Origin of the sequence: Streptococcus chenjunshii (assembly GCF_003086355.1) — a bacterium.
GTDB classification, from domain to species: domain Bacteria; phylum Bacillota; class Bacilli; order Lactobacillales; family Streptococcaceae; genus Streptococcus; species Streptococcus chenjunshii.
In genome coordinates this window covers 2,298,460-2,312,639 of record NZ_CP031733.1, presented here as the reverse complement: position 1 = coordinate 2,312,639, position 14,180 = coordinate 2,298,460, and the positions used below count along the sequence as shown (strand labels likewise).

Annotated in this window: 12 protein-coding genes; all 12 read left to right on the top strand. The window is 44.0% G+C overall.

All coding sequences use genetic code 11. The features are described 5' to 3' along the window. Window positions 1-18 precede the first annotated feature (18 nt). Window positions 19-1,086 (top strand): zinc-binding dehydrogenase, encoded by a 1,068-nt coding sequence (locus DDV21_RS11130; protein ID WP_162886323.1) that lies wholly within the window; start codon window positions 19-21, stop codon window positions 1,084-1,086. 341 nt (window positions 1,087-1,427) lie between these two features. Then, entirely contained in the window at window positions 1,428-3,791 is a 2,364-nt protein-coding gene (locus DDV21_RS11125) for a phosphoketolase family protein (RefSeq protein ID WP_116877832.1), read from the top strand. Between the two features lie 495 nt (window positions 3,792-4,286). Further along, window positions 4,287-5,747 (top strand): PTS ascorbate transporter subunit IIC, encoded by a 1,461-nt coding sequence (locus DDV21_RS11120; RefSeq protein ID WP_116877833.1) that lies wholly within the window; start codon window positions 4,287-4,289, stop codon window positions 5,745-5,747. A gap of 230 nt (window positions 5,748-5,977) precedes the next feature. Then, window positions 5,978-6,256 (top strand): PTS sugar transporter subunit IIB, encoded by a 279-nt coding sequence (locus tag DDV21_RS11115; protein WP_116877834.1) that lies wholly within the window; start codon window positions 5,978-5,980, stop codon window positions 6,254-6,256. A gap of 170 nt (window positions 6,257-6,426) precedes the next feature. Beyond that, entirely contained in the window at window positions 6,427-6,912 is a 486-nt protein-coding gene (locus DDV21_RS11110; RefSeq protein ID WP_116877835.1) for a PTS sugar transporter subunit IIA, read from the top strand. A 101-nt stretch (window positions 6,913-7,013) separates the two neighbouring features. Next, window positions 7,014-7,679 (top strand): 3-keto-L-gulonate-6-phosphate decarboxylase UlaD, encoded by a 666-nt coding sequence (locus tag DDV21_RS11105; protein ID WP_116877836.1) that lies wholly within the window; start codon window positions 7,014-7,016, stop codon window positions 7,677-7,679. 4 nt (window positions 7,680-7,683) lie between these two features. Beyond that, the gene (locus tag DDV21_RS11100) at window positions 7,684-8,547 is read left to right on the top strand and encodes an L-ribulose-5-phosphate 3-epimerase (protein WP_116877837.1); all 864 of its coding nucleotides are present in this window, start codon (window positions 7,684-7,686) and stop codon (window positions 8,545-8,547) included. Beyond that, window positions 8,548-9,264, top strand: a complete 717-nt coding sequence (locus DDV21_RS11095; protein ID WP_116877838.1) for an L-ribulose-5-phosphate 4-epimerase — start codon at window positions 8,548-8,550, stop codon at window positions 9,262-9,264. It begins immediately after the preceding gene. A gap of 638 nt (window positions 9,265-9,902) precedes the next feature. Then, window positions 9,903-11,570 carry a BglG family transcription antiterminator gene (locus DDV21_RS11090; protein ID WP_116877839.1) on the top strand — a complete coding sequence of 556 codons (1,668 nt, stop codon included), beginning with the start codon at window positions 9,903-9,905 and terminating at the stop codon, window positions 11,568-11,570. A gap of 296 nt (window positions 11,571-11,866) precedes the next feature. Continuing rightward, on the top strand, window positions 11,867-12,331 hold the full coding sequence (locus DDV21_RS11085; RefSeq protein ID WP_116877840.1) for a PTS sugar transporter subunit IIA: 465 nt from the start codon (window positions 11,867-11,869) through the stop codon (window positions 12,329-12,331). After that, window positions 12,324-12,599, top strand: coding sequence for a PTS sugar transporter subunit IIB (locus tag DDV21_RS11080; RefSeq protein ID WP_116877841.1), 276 nt, complete (start codon window positions 12,324-12,326; stop codon window positions 12,597-12,599). The genes DDV21_RS11085 and DDV21_RS11080 overlap by 8 nt, the downstream gene beginning before the upstream one ends. A gap of 279 nt (window positions 12,600-12,878) precedes the next feature. Continuing rightward, a complete protein-coding gene (locus DDV21_RS11075) occupies window positions 12,879-14,141 on the top strand; it encodes a PTS ascorbate transporter subunit IIC (RefSeq protein ID WP_116877842.1) in 1,263 nt (420 codons plus the stop codon). Window positions 14,142-14,180 lie beyond the last annotated feature (39 nt).

Here is a 14,180-nt window from a genome sequence, read left to right as displayed (position 1 = left end):
GGTATGGAGGAGATGAAAATGAGTATTCCTAAAAAAATGAAGGCTGTTTTAAAATCAGCACCCGGTTTTGATCATATGTCTTTGGAAGAGATTGATGTTCCTGAGGTAAAAGGGGACCGTGTGTTGATGAAAGTGGCCTATACAGGTATCTGCGGAACAGACATTCACACCTATAAAGGGGAATATAAAAATGCTGTTACGCCTTTGGTTTTAGGACATGAATTCTCAGGACAGGTAGTAGCTGTCGGAGAAGAGGTCACAAAAGTCAAAGTAGGAGACCGTGTAACCAGTGAGACAACCTTTGATACCTGCGGGACCTGTACTTACTGTAAAGAGAAAAAGTATAACTTGTGTGAAAAGCGGTCGGGAATTGGGACAAAAGCCTTTGGAAGCATGGCCAATTATGTTTTGACACGGGAGGAAAGTGTCCATATCCTTCCGGATAATGTCAGCTACAAACTGGCTGCTATGTCTGAACCTCTAGCTTCCTGTGTGCATGCCATGTATCAGCTGACACCGCTTGATTTTCACGATACTATCCTGATTATCGGACCTGGGCCAATGGGGCTGCTGTCTCTGCAGATTGCCAAAGAAATCGGCGCCTTTACTATTGTCTCAGGGGTGACTAAAGATGCAGACAGGCTGCAGATTGCAAAAGAATTAGGGGCAGATATTGTCGTTAATACACAGGAAGAAGACTTGGCGCAAATTATAAGAGAGGTAACTGATGGCGTGGGTGTGGATAAGGTTTATGACTGTTCCGGTGCTATCCCAGCAGTCAATGCAGCTCTCCCTTTGATTCGCAAAGGAGGGGTCCTGCAGCAAGTTGGGCTGTTCGCTAAAGACTTGAACGAGCTGGATGAAAGAACCATTATTCAGCATGAAATTCTGTATCAGGGATCGCGTTCACAGAACCCGTATGACTGGCCCATAGCCATTCATTTGGAAGGCAAAGGGGCTATCGATGAAGAAAAAATGGTGACTGCTGTCTTTGATTTGGAACATTGGCGCGATGCTTTTGAGGCGATGATGGCCGGTAAAGAACTGAAAGTTTTGATTGCCTCCAATCCCGGAGAGTTAGACTAACTGAAAAAAAGAAAGAACAGGCCTGCTGCTGGTTTGTTCACAGGAAATTTATCTGTCTAACCTAACCGGTTCTTTCTTAAAAACGTGTATGAGGCAGACTGATGCTGACTTTCAGCCTACAATCAGGCTTTGAGTAAAAAGGACCTCAAAGTCTTACAGTATACCGGTTTAAACATAAAACGCAAAAGTTGTCTGATCGCCTTCCTTGCCTAGGCAAAGGAAAGGACGGTTCAGCCGACTGTATGGGGTGGGACGAACAATGGATTCCCCGCATCTGCTGATTCTCGTCCCGCCCCTTTATTTAAAAGAGCTATGCTCAAAAAATCACAAGGAGAAAACTTATGACCTATGAATCAGAAGACTACTTAAAAAAGGTTGACGCTTGGTGGCGCGCAGCCAACTATCTTTCAGCTGCACAAATGTACCTCAAGGACAATTCTCTTTTAAAAAGAGAGCTCGTGAAAAATGACCTTAAGGCTCACCCAATTGGACACTGGGGAACCGTTCCGGGGCAAAATTTTATCTATGCCCATCTTAACCGCGTCATTAATAAATATGACTTGGACATGTTCTATATTGAAGGTCCCGGCCATGGAGGCCAAGTGATGGTCGCAAATGCCTATTTAGACGGCCGTTATACGGAATTAAATCCTGACATTCCCCAAACTGAAGCTGGTTTTACCAAACTGTGCAAAATATTCTCTTTCCCTGGAGGAATCGCTTCGCATGCTGCTCCTGAAACTCCGGGCTCCATTCATGAAGGCGGAGAATTGGGCTACGCGCTGTCACATGCAGCTGGTGCCGTACTAGACAATCCTCATGTTATTGCAGCAACTGTTATTGGAGATGGCGAGGCAGAAACAGGCCCTTTGATGGCAGGCTGGCTGTCGAACACCTTCATCAATCCTGTTAATGATGGGGCAGTTTTGCCGATTTTGTATCTCAATGGCGGAAAAATCCACAATCCGACTATTTTTGCCCGCCGTACAGATGAAGAACTGCAGCAATTCTTCCAAGGCCTGGGCTGGGATCCTATTTTTGTAGATGTTAAGACTCCCGATTTGGCTGCTCATCAGCTGATGGCCGAAAAACTGGATCAGGCTGTTGAAAAGATAAAATCCATTCAGGCAGCGGCCCGGCAGCATCCGGCTGAACAAGCCAGTATGCCCCAATGGCCGGTTCTTATTGCACGTATTCCTAAGGGCTGGACAGGCCCTAAAGAATGGCAAGGTGCACCTATTGAAGGCGGTTTTCGTGCCCATCAGGTTCCGATTCCTGTCGATTCCGCGCATATGGAACAAGCAGATGCTCTGATAAAGTGGCTGAACTCTTACCGGCCGGAAGAACTGTTTGATGAGGCCGGCCGATTGGTTCCTGATGTCGCTGCCATTTCTCCTAAAGGAGACCGGCGGATGTCTGCTAATCCAATTACTAATGCCGGCATCCTTAAGCCGATAGACACTGCCGACTGGAAAAAATTTGCTGTAGATACTGCAAATCCAGGTGCTGCCATTGCTCAAGATATGATAGAATTCGGGAAGTATGCTGCCGACTTAGTGGAAGCAAATCCAAATCATTTTCGTATTTTTGGTCCGGACGAATCAAAATCCAATCGGCTGAATGAAGTGTTCACTAAAACGGACCGGCAGTGGCTGGCTCGCAGGGATGAGACTTATGACGAATGGCTTAGTCCGGTCGGGCGCGTGATTGACTCCCAGCTGTCTGAGCATCAGGCTGAGGGAATGCTGGAAGGCTATGTTTTAACGGGACGCCACGGTTTCTTTGCTTCTTATGAATCCTTTTTGCGCGTGGTAGATACGATGATTACTCAGCACTTTAAATGGCTGCGTAAATCGAAAACACATACGAACTGGCGCAAGAATTATCCGTCTTTAAATTTAATCTCTACTTCCACTGTTTTTCAGCAGGATCATAATGGCTATACCCACCAAGACCCGGGTATTCTGACTCATCTGTCTGAAAAGACACTGGAATTTATTCGAGAATACCTGCCGGCGGATACCAATTCTTTGCTGGCTGTAATGAACAAGGCGCTGCAGTCAGAGGATAAAATTAATTTAGTTGTGACGTCAAAACATCCCCGTCCTCAATTTTATTCCGTCAAGGAAGCAGAAGAACTGGCTGAACAAGGTTATAAGGTTATTGATTGGGCATCGACTGATAAAGGGCAGGAGCCGGATGTGGTCTTTGCTGCTGCTGGAACGGAACCGAACCTAGAGGCCTTGGCTGCTATTACGATTTTGCATAAGGCTTTCCCGGATCTGAAAATTCGCTTTGTCAATGTTGTTGATATACTTAAGCTCCGCCATCCAGATGTCGATTCACGAGGTTTAAGCGATGCTGCATTTGATGCCGTCTTTACAAAAGACAAACCTGTTATTTTCGCTTTTCATGCCTATGAAGGAATGATTCGGGATATCTTTTTCACCCGACGCAACCACAATCTTCACGTCCATGGCTACCGAGAAAACGGAGATATTACCACACCTTTTGATATGCGTGTCCTGTCTGAATTGGATCGCTTCCACCTGGCACAGGATGCTGCTGTGGCTGTTTTGGGAGATAAGGCAGCTGATTTTGCCAAAATAATGGATGACAAAATCGCTTACCATACCCAATATATTCGGGAGCATGGTGATGATATTCCGGAGGTTAAAGGCTGGCAGTGGGAAGGATTAGACTAAACCTATCTGCCCAAGTACAAATACTGTGACCGTTTTAAAATAACTTCTTAAGACCGGGCTAAATAAAAGTCCCGGTTTTTCTTATGTTAGAAGAATTGCTTATTTTTGTTTAAAGAGAGACTGTGAATTTTTTCATTGAAAGAAATTTACAGTTCTCTCTTTTTTAGTTTTCCCATTTTTAAAGATTAGCTCAGTGTGTTTACCCTCAAGCAAATGATCGACTTATCTAATTTTATAGCGACAGTAGCTAAAAAACGTTAAGTCTAAGTCGGATGAGATGATTAAAGGACAGCAGACACTGGCAGTCGGCTTTTATTTAACCTCTATAAATAGTTTTTAAGGTCTTGAAATAAGATTATCAGCCTTTTGGTCAAAAACCTTTCAGCACATTTTTGTACACATGCTTGTGTGTTTCTTGGTCTTTTTGTTTAGGCTTTCAGAATCTATAATAAAGATATAAGAAAACAAAGCACATTTAGAAAAGGAGTCGTTAACATGAATATACTGCTAAGTATTCTTAACTGGTTCTCGCAAAATATTTTGCAGCAACCGGCTTTCTTCGTCGGACTTCTGGTTTTGATCGGCTATATTTTGCTGAAAAAACCGTGGCACGATGTTTTTGCGGGATTTGTTAAGGCGACAGTCGGCTATATGATTCTCAATGTCGGAGCTTCTGGGCTGGTTACAACTTTCCGGCCGATTCTGGCAGCTTTGAACACTAAGTTTAATATCGGTGCGGCTGTTATTGATCCTTATTTTGGGCTGACTGCAGCAAATACTCTGATTGAAGAACAATTCCCAGCTTTTGTAGGAACAGCCACAACAGCTCTGCTGATTGGTTTTTTCCTAAATATCCTGCTGGTTGCTCTGCGCAGAATAACCAAAATTCGGACCTTATTTATTACCGGCCATATTATGGTGCAGCAGGCCGCAACTGTAACATTGATGGTTCTTGTACTGATTCCGGTACTGCGTAATCAGTTCTGGGGAACTGTGGCTATTGGGGTCGTCTGCGGTCTTTACTGGGCTGTCAGCTCTAATATGACTGTGGAAGCTACGCAGCGCCTGACTGGCGGCGGGGGGTTTGCCATCGGCCACCAACAGCAGTTTGCCATCTGGTTTGTTGATAAAGTGGCACCGAAACTCGGTAAAAGGGAAGAAAATCTGGATGATTTAAAACTGCCGGCTTTCTTAAATATTTTCCACGATACGGTTGTCGCTTCGGCTACGCTGATGCTATTCTTTTTCGGTGCTATTCTTTATATTTTAGGTCCGGAAATCATGTCAGATCCTGATATTATCACAACAGGAACCGTCTTTAATCCGGAAACACAGTCGTTCTTTATGTATGTCGTCTCTACGGCTTTCACCTTCTCCGTTTATCTCTTTATTTTGATGCAGGGGGTGCGGATGTTCGTCGCAGAATTAACCAATGCATTCCAAGGGATTTCTGCTAAACTGCTGCCAGGTTCATTTCCGGCGGTTGACGTTGCAGCATCTTACGGTTTCGGTTCAGCTTCAGCTACCCTCTTTGGTTTTGCAACAGGGCTGATCGGTCAATTAGTGACCATTATGCTCCTAATTGTCTTTAAAAATCCGGTTCTGATCATTACCGGTTTCGTTCCAGTCTTCTTTGATAATGCTGCCATTGCAGTTTATGCTGATAAACGCGGCGGCTGGAAGGCAGCCGTTGTCCTTTCCTTTATTTCAGGGGTTCTGCAGGTGGCTGTCGGCGCTTTGGCTGTTTCCCTGCTTGGTTTGGCTTCTTACGGCGGCTACCATGGTAATATTGACTTTGAAATCCCTTGGGTACCTTTTGCTTATCTCTTTAAATATATTGGTATCATCGGCTTTATCCTTGTCTGTGCCTTCCTGCTTGCTATTCCTCAGCTTCAGTTTATCAAAGCTAAGGACAAAGAAGCTTACTATCGCGGTGATGCACCGGCTGAAGAATGAGTTTGACAGCAGGGCTGAAAACAGGGCGAAGGACTATGGCGTTCTGCTTCCAAGGCTGTTTTGACAGACTAAATGTCTGCAGCGATACGATGCTGACTGATAAAAGGCTGAGTATTCGAGTTTTGCATTTTTGGCAGCTGTCTTTAGGAGCGGCCTCTAGAATACAGAGCGTTCGGCTGAAAATTGGAAGTTTTAGGGTGAAAACGAAATAAAAACAGGAGGAAAAACAAATGGTTAAAGTACTTACAGCTTGCGGTAACGGGATGGGTTCATCAATGGTAATCAAAATGAAGGTTGAAAACGCTCTGCGTCAGCTTGGGGTTACCAATATTGAATCGGCTTCCTGTTCAGTTGGTGAAGCTAAAGGCTTAGCTTCAGGCTATGATATTGTTGTTGCTTCCAATCACCTGATCAAGGAGCTGGAGGGCCGTACTGACGGGCACCTTGTCGGCCTTGATAATTTGATGGATGACAACGAAATCAAGACGAAATTACAGGCTATTTTGTAATGATATTTTAATAAGGTGCTTTCAATTTTGCTGAGGGCACCTTTCCTGTTAACCAGCAGCATTGCAGGAGAGCTTGTTTGGTTGAGAGGAAATCCAGTATTAGAGTCTGTTTTAACTGCTTTATGCAGTCAAAACAGGTTAGATTATATTTCATAAAGAGAGGGAAGATAATGAATTTAGCACAAGCTTTTAAAGAAAACCAGTCTATACGTCTGGGGCTGACGGCAGAAGACTGGAAGGAGGCGGTCAGACTGTCTGTCGATCCTTTAATTGACAGCGGAGCCGTTAAAGAAGAATACTACCAAGCCATCATTGATTCAACTGATGAATACGGACCTTATTATATTTTGATGCCCGGTATGGCTATGCCCCATGCCCGTCCCGAAGCCGGCGTCAACCGTGATGCCTTTTCGTTAGTGACACTCACTAAACCCGTTGTTTTTCCAGACGGAAAAGAGGTATCTGTCCTTCTGGCTTTGGCGGCAACCAGTTCGGAAATTCATACTTCTGTGGCTATTCCGCAGATTATTGCTCTGTTTGAACTTGACAATTCAATTGAACGTTTAGTAAACTGTCAGACTCCCGAGGACGTTTTAGCGATGGTGGAAGAATCGAAAGACAGCCCTTATCTTGAAGGACTGGACTTGGATTCTTAAGAAGCTTTGCGGAACCGTCAGCTGGTCTGCCGGTCTGTAAGCCAGAGCAGTTCAGCTATTTCGCTGTTTTGACGATTAATACTATTGAAAGGATGATAAAAATGACCAAAACTCTTCCAAATTTACAGGTTGCGCTTGACCATTCAGATTTGCAGGGAGCCGTCAAGGCTGCCGTGTCTGTGGGCCATGAAGTGGATATTATTGAAGCCGGCACAGTTTGCCTGCTGCAAGTCGGCAGTGAATTAGTAGAAGTCCTGCGCAGCCTTTTTCCAGATAAGTGGATTGTGGCCGACACAAAATGTGCTGATGCAGGCGGTACAGTTGCTAAAAATAATGCAGAACGCGGTGCTGACTGGATGACCTGTATCTGCTGTGCGACCATTCCAACTATGGAGGCGGCCCGTAAGGCTATTGAGGCCGTTCGCGGCGAACGCGGTGAAATCCAGATTGAATTATACGGGGACTGGACCTATGAACAAGCACAGCAATGGCTGGATGCCGGTATTTCACAGGCTATTTACCACCAGTCGCGGGATGCCCTGCTTGCAGGCGAAACATGGGGAGAAAAAGATCTCAGCAAGGTCAAAAAACTCATTGAAATGGGCTTCCGCGTTTCAGTAACAGGCGGTCTGTCGGTTGATACCCTGAAACTCTTTGAAGGGGTTGATGTCTTTACCTTTATTGCAGGCCGGGGCATTACTGAAGCTGACGATCCGGCAGCGGCAGCACGGGCCTTTAAAGATGAAATCAAACGGATTTGGGGGTGACTCAATGACTCGTCCTATTGGTATTTATGAAAAGGCGACACCTAAATTCTTTTCCTGGCGGGAACGGCTCCATTTTGCTAAAAAGTTAGGATTTGATTTTGTTGAGATGTCGATTGACGAAAGCGATGATCGCTTGGCCAGACTGGACTGGAGTAAGGAAGAGCGTCTTGATTTGGTAAAGGCCGTTTATGAAACCGGTGTTCGGATTCCCACTATCTGTTTTTCGGGACACCGCCGTTACCCTTTAGGCTCCGGCAAACCTGAGGTTGAAGCCAGGTCTTTAGAAACGATGCGGAAATGCATTGAACTGGCTCAGGACTTAGGGGTTCGGGTTATCCAGCTGGCCGGTTATGATGTTTACTATGAAGAAAAAACTGCGCAGACACGGTCGCGCTTTCTCAAAAACTTACGCAAGGCCTGCGACTGGGCCGAGGCGGCTCAGGTCATTCTGGCTATCGAGATTATGGATGATCCTTTTATCAATTCTATTGAAAAATATTTGGCAGTTGAAAAAGAAATTGATTCTCCTTATCTTTTTGTTTATCCGGATACAGGCAATGTCTCAGCTTGGCATAATGATATTTACAGTGAATTTTTCCTTGGCCATCGTTCGATTGCTGCCCTGCATCTAAAGGATACCTATGCTGTTACGCATGAAAGCAAGGGACAGTTCCGTGACGTTGCTTTTGGGGCTGGCTGTGTCAACTGGGAAGAGATGTTTGCTGTTTTAAAAGACATTAACTACCAAGGCCCGTTTTTACTGGAAATGTGGTCTGAAAATTGTGAAACGGTAGAGGAAACGGAAAAGGCCATCAAGGCCGCTCAGGATTTTCTCTATCCTTTGATTGAGAAAGCGGGGTTAAAATAAATGGTTAAATCACTAGAGGCTATGAGACAGCGCGTTTATGAAGCAAATATTGCTTTGCCGGCTCATGGTTTGGTTAAATTCACTTGGGGCAATGTGTCAGAAATTGACCGTGAAGGCGGCCGTATTGTTATCAAGCCTTCCGGTGTTGATTATGAAAAACTGACACCGGAAAATATGGTTGTGACAGACCTTGACGGTAATGTGATTGAAGGGGATCTCAACCCATCGTCCGACCTGCCGACCCATGTTCAGCTTTATAAGGCTTTTGCAGAGATCGGCGGCATTGTCCATACACATTCAACAGAAGCTGTCGGCTGGGCTCAGGCAGGGCGGGACATTCCTTTCTATGGAACGACCCATGCTGACTATTTTTACGGCCCGATTCCCTGCGCCCGTTCTCTAACTCCTGATGAAGTGAATACCGCTTATGAAAAGGAGACAGGAACGGTTATTATTGAGACCTTTAAGGAGCGCGGACTCGATCCTGTGGCTGTTCCTGGCATTGTTGTCCGCAATCACGGTCCGTTTGTTTGGGGGAAAGATCCTGATCAGGCAGTCTATCACAGTGTTGTTTTAGAAGAAGTAGCCCGCATGAATCGGCTGACGGAACAAATTAATCCGCATGTTCAGCCGGCTCCTCAGTATATTTTGGACAAGCACTATCTGCGCAAGCACGGACCGAATGCTTATTACGGACAAAAGGGTGCTGATCATTAACAGACAAAAGCGAGTTGGGACAGTTATCTGTCTCAGCTCCTTAATCTCTTAGCCGGTTTCACTTAAGGCTAATGTGCAGCGAAAACGAATAAGGAAAACTTAAGAGCTGGCCGTCAGCCGCATTTTTATCAATGAGCAAATTGACTTATTCCTCAAGTTGAAATGCGAAAAAATAAATATTTTTATATTATACTATTGTTAGTAGAGGTTTTAAAAATCACAGCACAGCCTAAGTTCCGCCGTAAAAAGAGGCACAATTATAGGAATATCGGCAAATGACGGGTGCGCCCGCTCGAAAGTACAGATTTCTGGCTACCATCAGCCGTAGCTGACTGAAGGCTTTGTCGTCTTTGCAGCCCATAGACAGATCTAAAGGATAATTTTAAAACTAATCCTTAATTTTGTCGGTGTTACGTACAAGACGCAGTAGCCTAGCGTCATTTTAGCCGCTTTTTCAAAGCTTTAAAATGTCTGCTAGGCTTTGCGGGGGCGAGACATCGAACGTTATGGTCTGGGGTTCTGTCTCGCTCCCTAGTCATCCTGGCAGAGGTGCGCAGACGAAATCATAGATTTCTGGCTTACCGTCATTTTCCTTTTGCGTTCTTCACGGCCTTTGTATCTTAACTTGAGGGAGAACAATGATTATATTAGATAAAAAAAGCTATGCCCTCCTGTCTTATCTGCTGAGTCTTAATGAACCTGAGACTGTTATGGCAATCTCCAAGAAACTCAACCAGTCCAGACGAAAAATTTATTATCATTTAGAAAAAATTAATGAGGCTCTGCCTAATGGGGTGGAAAAGATAATCAGCTATCCGCGGGTTGGCATTGTCCTGAATAAAGAGCAAAAAGCAGCTTGTCAGGAACTTTTGGAACAGCTGGATGAGTACAGCTATGTGATGAGTGTAGAAGAACGTATCCAGCTGACTTTGACTTACATTGCTGTTTCTAAAAAGCGGGTAACCATTGATCAGCTGATGCAGTTAAATGCGGTATCGCGCAACACCATTCTCAATGATCTCAATGACATTCGTCATAAGCTGATGACTGATGAATATGATATTCAGCTGCAAGTTACTAAAGCCAGAGGCTATTATTTAAAATGCCATCCTTTGTCAAAAATTCAGTTTTTATACCGGCTGCTCTACACGATTTACACTGAGGGGAATAAAAACTTTGTTGACATTGTTAGGGATAGAATCATTGATTTAACAGGTTTTAACAGTTATTTTTCTGATGAAGTGACAGCCTACCTCCAGCAGCAGCTTTCTTCCGCTCAGGAAAGGTTAGGGAAAACGCTCAATGCTCAGGACAGCCAGTTTATGGTACAGGTTCTGCCTTATTTGCTGCTGAGCTATCGCAGCATTGATCTGACAGATTCTGAAAAAGAAGCGGTCAGAAGAGATTTTAGTATGACATGGCAAAGGAAAGAATACCAGCTGGCTCGTGAGATTGCTGCCGGCCTGTCGGCTGCCTTTGCACTGCAGCTGGACGATGTTGAAATCAGCTTGATTGCTATGCTTTTGCTCTCTTTTCGCAAAGATCGTGACAGTCATCTTGAAAGCCGTGACTATGATGAAATGCGTGCTGTTTTGGAAGAATTTCTTAACCAAATTCAGCAGCGCTACGGCCTGGAGTTCGAAAACCCTGATTATCTGCTGAACCAGCTGTTAACACATTGCAAGGCTATGCTCTACCGAAAAACTTACGGGGTTTTGTCGGTGAACCCTTTAACCAAACACATCAAAGAAAAATACAGTGATTTATTTGCGATGACTAAAGCTTGTGTTCCTATTTTAGAAGAAGCGTGGCTGATTCGTATGACAGACGACGATATCGCTTATCTTACAATCCATCTGGGCGGAGAACTGCAAAGACAGGACAAGATCGTTCAGAATCAAAAGAGGGTTGTTCTGGTGTGTGATGAGGGTATCGGTGTACAGAAACTGCTTCTCAGTCAGTGCCGAACGCATCTGCACAACTGTCAAATCGAAGCTGTTTTAACCTCTGAACAGTTCCACAGCGTTAATGATATTATGGAAGCAGATATGGTTATTTCAACCAGTGATGCCTTAGACAGCCGTTTTCCTCTGATTGTTGTGCATCCCATTATGAATGACGACGATATTATCAAATTAAAACGCTTTGTCAACAATCAAGGCAGTCAAGCAGAATCACAGTTCAGCCAAAAATTAGAAAAATGTCTGCAAGCTTATATTTCTAATAAAAAAGACCGTTATGCTTTAAAAACCCAAATTGAAAAAATAGTGGGGGAAGAACTGGCTTCACTAGCCGATTTGGAGTAAGAATGACTGTTTTTGACATAATAATAAAATAAGATAAAATGGGACAGATCTCAACGGTGGATTGCAGAGCAAGCGCAGAGGTCTGTCCCAGCTTTTTTATGCTGTAAAGCTTCGGCTTATGAGTTTTTAATTTTATGCATACATAAAATTAAAAAAACAGACTATTCTTATTTTTATTTAAAACTAAGAGTCCGATTTTTAGCTGGCAGCAAGCCAAAAATCGGACCAAAACAGGGCTTAAAAAGCCCTTATTTTTTTGTTACTATTGTCATGAAGAAAGGAGGGAAGGCGGCATTATGTTATCGGAAGCTATAGATAGCCGTTTCATTTTAATGGATGTTGAGGCTCAAGATTTTACGGATGCAATCAGATTATCGGTAAAGCCTTTGGCGGAAAATGGTTTTGTAACTGACGCTTATGCTGAACGGATTATTGATATTTTTCATGAAAGCGGACCCTATATTGTTATTACCAGACATATTGCCCTGCCGCATGCACCAGAAAGCAGCGGCGCTCTAAAGACAGCTCTGGGGTTTACAAAACTGAAGCGGCCTGTGTTTTCTGGCCATAAAGCAAACGATCCTGTGAAATATCTTTTTCCTTTGAGTGCTGCAGCTAACCACTCTCACCTTGAATTATTATCGGGATTGGCCGATTTATTAAGCCATGAGACATTTGTAAGCCAATTGGCGGCGGTGACAACAAAACAGGATTTTCTATCATTATTAAAAAAGTATGAAGGAGGCAGCAGTTATGATTAAAGCACTTGTAGCCTGTCGTGCAGGAGTAGGTTCCAGTCTGATGTTAAAAATTAAAGTTGAGGAAGTTATACGGGAGCATAAGCTTCCTTTGGAGGTAGAGCATGCATCGTTAGATGCTTTGCCGGGCTTTAACGGAGACATTGTCATTACATTGACAGATGTAGCTGAAGAGCTGTCCGAAAAGCATATTCCTCAGAAAATTATCGGCATCAATAGTGTTGTAGACAAAGAAGAAATCAAAAATAAGCTGGAAAGTGTTTTAAATTAGCCAGTTCCCAGCTTTAGCAAAAAGAGACAGTCTGGTGTGAGGTATAAGTCAGTTATGAGCAAGGTTACTTTTAGCAGCAGTAACTCTTAGAATTATCGATAAGCCTCTTTATTGCTTTGATTTTTAAACGCCCTTTGTATCTTTGTGTGAACTGAACATGGCCTAAACGCTGCGGGAAAAAGACCGCCCTCCCTTGAGTCTTTAGTGACTCAGCGGTCGGACGCCTATTTTCCCATTGCGTTTTTGACGGCCTTTGTATCTTTGTGTGAGGGGGGAAAAATGGATTTTATTATTAGTTTTTTAAGCACACCGGCTATTTTGCTGGGGTTAGTGGCTATGGTCGGACTTCTGGCCCAGAAAAAAACTGGCCCTGAGGTTCTGACTGGTACCTTTAAAACGGTTATTGGTTTTGTTGTCTTTAGCTCTGGCGGTTCTATTATGACTGCGGCCCTTCAAAATTTTAATACACTTTTTCAGAAAGGGTTCCATTTGGTGGGAGTTGTTGCTTCTCCAGAAGCAGCGACTGCTCTTGCACAGAGCGAATTTGCTTTTGTTACAAGCTGTACGCTTATTTTGGGTTTTGTGATGAATTTAGTTGTCGCCAGACTAACACCCTTTAAAAATATTTTCTTCACAACTGGGCACAGCCTGTTCTTTGCCTGTGTGCTGTCACTTGTATTAAAAGCTCACGGGATCAGTGATGTTGCGGCCATTATCAGCGGCGGTTTGATTCTGGGTTTTTGTTCAGCAGCCTTACCGCAGTTATGTCAGCCTTTTATGAGAAAGATTACCGGCAGCGATGCTACCGCAATCGGACATTTTAATATGATTGGCTATGCCGCTTCAGGCTATATCGGTAAACTTTTTAAAAAGCATGAAGAAGAGACAACAGAAGGCTTTAATTTTCCCGGCTGGTTATCCATCTTCCGTGATTTCTTGATGGGTGTGGCTGTTATTATGCTGCTGCTTTTTTATCTGTCGGCTTTGAAAGCGGGACCGGCAGCAACACAGGCATTAGCCGGTGATACCCATTGGCTGGTCTTCCCATTTGTTCAAGCCTTTACCTTCACTGCCGGTATGTCTATTTTGATGACAGGAGTTAGAATGTTCTTGGCGGAAATTACGGCGGCTTTTGTCTCTATTTCAGAAAAATTTATTCCCAATTCCCGTCCGGCTTTGGATGTTCCGACAGTCTTTCCTTTTGCACCGACAGCTGTTATTATCGGTTTCATTTCTTCGTACATAGCTGGCTTAATCGCTGTCTTTGTCATGGTTGTATTCAAATTTCCGGTTATCATTATTCCGGCAGCGCATATTTGCTTTTTTTCCGGCGGCACAGCTGCAGTATTTGGCAACGCCACCGGCGGCTGGCGGGGAGCTTTGGCGGGATCTTTTATTCAAGGTCTCCTGTTAGCCTTTTTGCCGGTTCTGCTCTATCCGCTTTACGGTTCTTTAGGAATTGAGGGCTCTACATTTCCTAATATTGACTATAACATCATTGGAAACCTGCTGGACTTTATTTTAAAGCTACTGGGCCGTTAAATTGCTGAAAACTGGAAGAAGTACGTTTTAACAGTTAAC

Bases quoted from the DNA above. Each gene is read 5' to 3' on its own strand.
- DDV21_RS11105 (WP_116877836.1), top strand. From the start codon at position 7,014: ATGACCAAAACTCTTCCAAATTTACAGGTTGCGCTTGACCATTCAGAT.
- DDV21_RS11090 (WP_116877839.1), top strand. From the start codon at position 9,903: ATGATTATATTAGATAAAAAAAGCTATGCCCTCCTGTCTTATCTGCTG.
- DDV21_RS11130 (WP_162886323.1), top strand. From the start codon at position 19: ATGAGTATTCCTAAAAAAATGAAGGCTGTTTTAAAATCAGCACCCGGT.
- DDV21_RS11120 (WP_116877833.1), top strand. From the start codon at position 4,287: ATGAATATACTGCTAAGTATTCTTAACTGGTTCTCGCAAAATATTTTG.
- DDV21_RS11085 (WP_116877840.1), top strand. From the start codon at position 11,867: ATGTTATCGGAAGCTATAGATAGCCGTTTCATTTTAATGGATGTTGAG.
- DDV21_RS11115 (WP_116877834.1), top strand. From the start codon at position 5,978: ATGGTTAAAGTACTTACAGCTTGCGGTAACGGGATGGGTTCATCAATG.
- DDV21_RS11080 (WP_116877841.1), top strand. From the start codon at position 12,324: ATGATTAAAGCACTTGTAGCCTGTCGTGCAGGAGTAGGTTCCAGTCTG.
- DDV21_RS11095 (WP_116877838.1), top strand. From the start codon at position 8,548: ATGGTTAAATCACTAGAGGCTATGAGACAGCGCGTTTATGAAGCAAAT.
- DDV21_RS11110 (WP_116877835.1), top strand. From the start codon at position 6,427: ATGAATTTAGCACAAGCTTTTAAAGAAAACCAGTCTATACGTCTGGGG.
- DDV21_RS11075 (WP_116877842.1), top strand. From the start codon at position 12,879: ATGGATTTTATTATTAGTTTTTTAAGCACACCGGCTATTTTGCTGGGG.
- DDV21_RS11100 (WP_116877837.1), top strand. From the start codon at position 7,684: ATGACTCGTCCTATTGGTATTTATGAAAAGGCGACACCTAAATTCTTT.
- DDV21_RS11125 (WP_116877832.1), top strand. From the start codon at position 1,428: ATGACCTATGAATCAGAAGACTACTTAAAAAAGGTTGACGCTTGGTGG.